At 59.1% G+C, this 5,320-nt stretch carries 6 protein-coding genes and 1 pseudogene; all 7 read left to right on the top strand.

What is annotated here, in order from left to right; genetic code table 11:
* Positions 1-402: pseudogene (locus M7F93_RS10935) on the top strand (pyridine nucleotide-disulfide oxidoreductase); the annotation flags it as partial.
* A 130-nt stretch (positions 403-532) separates the two neighbouring features.
* Positions 533-2,236, top strand: coding sequence for a GspE/PulE family protein (locus M7F93_RS10930; RefSeq protein ID WP_298173299.1), 1,704 nt, complete (start codon positions 533-535; stop codon positions 2,234-2,236).
* On the top strand, positions 2,236-3,459 hold the full coding sequence (locus M7F93_RS10925; RefSeq protein WP_298173297.1) for a type II secretion system F family protein: 1,224 nt from the start codon (positions 2,236-2,238) through the stop codon (positions 3,457-3,459). The genes M7F93_RS10930 and M7F93_RS10925 overlap by 1 nt, the downstream gene beginning before the upstream one ends.
* A gap of 130 nt (positions 3,460-3,589) precedes the next feature.
* The gene (locus tag M7F93_RS10920; protein ID WP_298173294.1) at positions 3,590-4,069 is read left to right on the top strand and encodes a prepilin-type N-terminal cleavage/methylation domain-containing protein; all 480 of its coding nucleotides are present in this window, start codon (positions 3,590-3,592) and stop codon (positions 4,067-4,069) included.
* A gap of 78 nt (positions 4,070-4,147) precedes the next feature.
* Positions 4,148-4,591, top strand: coding sequence for a prepilin-type N-terminal cleavage/methylation domain-containing protein (locus M7F93_RS10915; RefSeq protein ID WP_298173291.1), 444 nt, complete (start codon positions 4,148-4,150; stop codon positions 4,589-4,591).
* Positions 4,592-4,602: 11 nt separating this feature from the next.
* Positions 4,603-5,040, top strand: a complete 438-nt coding sequence (locus tag M7F93_RS10910) for a type IV pilus modification PilV family protein (protein ID WP_298173289.1) — start codon at positions 4,603-4,605, stop codon at positions 5,038-5,040.
* Positions 5,041-5,046: 6 nt separating this feature from the next.
* Positions 5,047-5,320, top strand: a 274-nt coding sequence (locus M7F93_RS10905) for a PilW family protein (RefSeq protein WP_298173286.1), incomplete at its 3' end; no start/stop codon positions are given.

Genomic DNA, 5,320 nt, shown 5'->3' with positions numbered 1-5,320 from the left:
GGCGCGGGCCGCCTGTCCGGACAGGCGGCGCAGGGCGATGCGGGGATACCGCTGAACCGCGTGGATCGTCTGATGGTGATGGGCTCTACCGGCTTGCTCAAGGGCTTCCAAAAGGCGCTGAAAGCGGAATTGCAGCCCTATTTCCGCGCGGATCTGGAAACAACGGCGACGGTGGGCAGTCCCATGCAATGTATGCTCAAAGGGGTTTGTGCCCAGTGCCTGCAATGGCAGATCGATCCGGAAACCGGCCAGCGCACCAAAGCGGTCTTCTCCTGTGCGCAGCAGGATCAGCCCCTGGCCTGGGTGGACCTGGATAACCTCACCGCCCGGCAAAATCAGAATCGCCTGCTGGAAAGAATCTCCAGCCTCTGGCTGGATCATGTAATGAGCGGGGGAACATAGTAAAAGGGCCATAGAATACGACGAATCACCCAATGGGGTGTATGGACGTCATGTTTAGAACCCGGAATTTCATTTTGGATGAAGCCAGTTGTAATGTGTTGGCTGAAAGTCTTTGGAGGACAATCAGGCTATGGCCTCTCGTTTGCAAAAAATTCGTCTGGGTGATCTGCTGATCCAGAACGGCATCATTACTGCCGAGCAGTTGGATATGACCCTCATCCAGCAGCGGGGAAGTGGGCGCAAACTCGGGCAAGAACTGATTGCCCAACACCTGGTGACCGAAGAAAGTCTACTGACTTTTCTGGCTAGTCAGCTCCATCTGGAACGCATTGATTTATCGCAGCAGGCGTTAGATCCGCAGTTGGTGTTGCGGCTTCCTGAATCGCTGGCGCGACGCTACCGTGCCATACCCGTGCAGGACCGGGGCAACCACTATGTGGTAGGCATGGCCGACCCCACTGATCTACCGGCTCTGGATGCTATTTCCCGGGCCATGGGCAAACCCGTGGAAATGGCCCTCATCTCCGAGTCCCAGTTGCTGCACATCCTCCCCCAGCTTTATGGCGCGGTCAGCAAAAGTGCCGAATTGCGCGAGGCGCTGGGCGACACCGTGACCACTTCGGCCCCGCCCCCGATCCTGGAGAGCAGCGCTGAAGATGCGCCCATCGTGCGCCTGCTCAACGCCGTTTTTACGGATGCCGCCCGTCTGCAGGCCTCTGACATCCATTTTGAACCAGAAGAATCGGGTCTGCGGGTGCGGCTGCGCGTGGACGGCGTCCTGCGTGAGCATCTGCGCGTGGACGGCCGTTTAATGCCGCTGGTCGCGTCCAAACTCAAAGTGATGGCTAATCTCGATATCGCCGAACGTCGCCTCCCTCAGGACGGGCGAATGCATCTCGAACTGGAGGGCAAGGCCTATGATGTACGCATGGCCACCATGCCCGTCCAGGACGGAGAAAGCGTGGTCCTGCGCCTGCTGGACCAGCAAACCGCATTACTGCATTTTAATGAGCTCGGGATGCCCCGCAACATTGAGATCAGCCTGCAAAACATCATGCACCGTCCGCACGGATTGTTCCTGGTAACCGGCCCTACCGGATCAGGCAAATCGACGACGCTGTACGCGGCACTGAATGAAATCAACACTATCGAACGCAAGATTTTCACCGTGGAAGACCCCGTGGAATACCGCCTCCAGGGCATCAGCCAGGTGCAGGTGCATCCTCGTATCGGGCTCGACTTTGCGCGGGTGCTCCGCACCATCCTGCGCCAGGATCCGGATGTTATCATGGTGGGAGAGATCCGCGACCATGAAACGGCGGAAATCGCCGCGCGCGCCGCACTGACCGGTCACCTGGTACTGGCCACGCTCCACACCAACGACGCGGTGGGCGCTTTTCCGCGACTGCAGGAACTCGAGGTGGAATCCTTCCTGATCGGGTCCGCCGTGCTCGGGGTGATGGCGCAACGTCTGGTGCGTCGTATTTGCCCGTCCTGCAAGACCGAAGACCATGATGTCAGCCCCGCAGAACGCGCGGCTTTTGCCGCCCAGCTCGGAGTGTCTCCCGACTTCGTCACCTTCTTCTGCGGGAAAGGTTGCAACACCTGCAATTTCACCGGGTATCGCGGTCGTCAACCGGTTTTCGAACTGATTCGCATGGATCAACTGCTGCGCGCAGCCATTCTCAGTAATAACCGGACGGCACTCCTTGAAGCCGCAAGTACTCAGAAACAGTTCAGCTTATTGCGCGAAGAGGCCATGCGTCTGGTTTGGGAGGGTATTACCACGCTGGCAGAAATGGCGCGGGTGACCAGCGAAGCGGAGGAGGACTGATGGCGCGTTTCCGCTATCGTGCCCGCGATGATCACGGGCAGCTCCGCGAGGGCATTATGGACGCCGGGGAAGGTACGATGGTCGCGCAGGCCCTGCGCAATAACCAACTCATTCCCGTCAGTGTGGAAGAGTTCCGCGAGGGCGTTCGTATCGAACAGTTGTGGACCCGGCTCAACCGACGCCCCATCAGCCGCGCCGATCTCGTCCTTTTTACCCGCCAGCTTTATGCCCTGCTGCACGCCGGCATCCCGGTGCTCAATGCCATAGAGGGACTGATCAGCACTTATGGCTCGCAGACTCGCCTCGGCGAAATACTCATACAGGTGCAGCATACGCTAGGCGATGGTCAGCCGCTCTCCGTCGCACTGGCGGCTTACCCTAAAGTCTTTCAGCCTCTGTATCTCCGTCTGGTAGAAGTCGGTGAGACGACGGGCAATCTCGATATGGTGCTGCTGCAGTTGTCCGGCTATCTCGAACGCGAGGACATCACCCTTGCCCGCATTCGCCAGGCTTTTCGTTATCCGCTTTTTGTGGCCATCGCTTTGGGTGTCGCCCTGGTCATTCTCAACATCATGGTCATCCCCGCCTTCGCCAAACTCTTCGCCAGCGCCCATATCACCCTGCCTATTTTTACCCGTATGCTCATCGCCTTCAGCAACTTTACGGTGGCCTGGTGGTGGCTGATCCTCATTATCGCCTTTGCCGCCACTTACGGTTTTCGCCTCTTTCTTCGCCAACCGCACGGACGCTGGCTCTGGGACCGTTTCCTGTTGCGTACCCCTATTTTCGGCGCGCTGATCCTGGAAGACGCCATGGCGCGCTTCGGCAGAACCTTACAATTGGTCGCCACCGCCGGTGTCCCTATTCTCAAGGGTATGGAACTGGTCATTGGCGCGGTACACAATCGTTTCATAGAGGATCGGCTGGCTGCGCTCCCCAAGGCCCTTCTCCGTGGTGAAGGTCTGCACATGAGCGCCACCACCACCGGACTCTTTCCGCCTTTGGTTCTGCAAATGCTGCGCGTCGGCGAGGAAACGGGCGCGCTGGATAGCATGATGGGTGAGGTGGCGGATTATTATGAGCGCGAGGTGGAAAAAAAGGTGGACAGCCTTGCCGCGCGCATCGAACCGATCATGGTGGTGATCATGGGGGGTCTGGTTTTCATCCTCGCCGCCGGCATCTACCTGCCCATGTGGGATATGGTGAAAATGGTCAAGCAATAGCCGGATCGCCAGAGCGGTCTGTTCAAAGAGGGGCGGCGTATTGACTCAGTTCTGGGAAGCGTTATTATGCTTTTCTGTTATCGTGTGCTGTCAAGGGTGTTACCCGGCAGCAGCCCCCGAAGGAGATACCATGCAAAAGAATTCCAATGAACAGGGCTTCACTCTGATTGAACTCATCGTTGTCATCGTCATTCTCGGCATTCTCGCCGCTTTTGCCATTCCCCGCTTTGTGAATCTGCAGAACGACGCGCGGCGCAGCGTGTTGCAGGGCATTTCCGGTTCTTTGCAAGCCGCATCGGCGTTGGCCTACAGCAAGGCGCTGGTGAGCACCCCTGTCCAGACGGGCAGCAGCGGCACCATTTCCGTCCCCGGGGCCGGCACTAACGGCACGGTGGCTCTGGCTTATGGCTATCCTACGGGTGCCAGCATCTCCACCATGCTCCAGAGCACCACCAATTTCGGCGTGAGTGCCAGCTCGACCACAGCGACATTCTGGCCCACCTCGGCCGGTAACTCTGCTGGCTGTGAAGTGGTTTACACCGCTGCCAACAGTTCCGTTGGTGCTGGGGCAATGCCCACGGTGGTTACCACCTCCACCGACTGCTCCTGATATAGCCCATCAGTAGGACGGCAGGCCAGGGAGCGTTCCGTTCCTTGGCTTTTCCGTTATACAGGCATGGACAGGCAAATGGGCGACCGCGGCTTTACTCTCATCGAAGTCATTGCCGTTCTGATCATTGCCGCCATCCTGGCGGCGCTCATCCTGCCCCGCTTCATGAGCATCGGGGGCTACAGTGCCAATGCCGCCCAGGGTGATGTGATTGCCGCCGCCCAATACGCCCGGCAATTGGCCTTGCTGGGCAACGGCGACATTATCCTCAGTCTTCAGGGGAGTACTGTGGCGGTGCAAAACGGCGTCGGGCAAAACCTGCCGGTCCCTGGTGGTAAGGGTTACCCCATCACCATCCCGGCCAGCGCCCAGGTCGGCGCCACCTTCACCTTCACCAGTGCCACCGGCAGCGTGGCCAATGCCACTCAAACCAGCAGCATCACCCTCGTCGACGGTGGCGGCGAAAGCCGCGCGGTGTGCATCTCCCCCACCGGGTTGGCCTATGCCGGACCGTGCGCATGAGGAGGGCGGCATTGAGAGGAAAGGGAAAAGAGCACGGTGTCACTCTCGTCGAGCTGGTGATGGCCATGGTTCTGCTGGGTTTCGTGGCCGCCCTCATCATCCCCGTGGTCTGGTATGGTCGCTTCGGTGCCAATCCGGTGCCGACGGCGCAAGCCACGGACATCGCTCAGGGTACACTGGAGGCCGCCATGACGGCCCCTTATGCACAGCCTTTCCCTAACTGCAATTGCACTCACCTGTGCAATACCGCTTATAGCCAAAATGATTATGGTGTCGCCGTCGACTGCACTGCCTCTGCATTAAGCGGGGCCACGGCAGAATACCTGACCGTTCGGGTGACCGGCCCCAGCGGTGCGGATATCACCCTGGGGGCGTGGCGCACGAAATATGCCTTTATGGGCACAGGCACAGGCGCTAAGGGCAAGGGCAAGGGCAAGGGGGCAGGTTAACCACCCATGAGTCATAATAAAACACCGCAAGCCGTGGCTTCTGTTGCCAGCATAGCGTTTGCCCAAGAGGGCCTCACTCTCATCGAACTGATTGTGGCCATCGTCATCCTGGGCATCCTGTCCGTGGGCGCGACGGCGCTCATCGTGCGCTCGGTGCAAACCTATCAGACTAACCGCGCCGCTGGCGAACTGGCCAGTCAGGGCGAGATGGCACTGACAGTCATGACGCGAGAATTGCATAATGCCCAGCCGGGGACGTTAAACATCCCTAATGGCGGGG

The organism is Acidithiobacillus sp. (assembly GCF_027322205.1).
GTDB lineage: Bacteria > Pseudomonadota > Gammaproteobacteria > Acidithiobacillales > Acidithiobacillaceae > Acidithiobacillus.
Note: the sequence above shows the minus strand (reverse complement) of the source record. Positions and strands in the feature narration are given on the sequence as shown.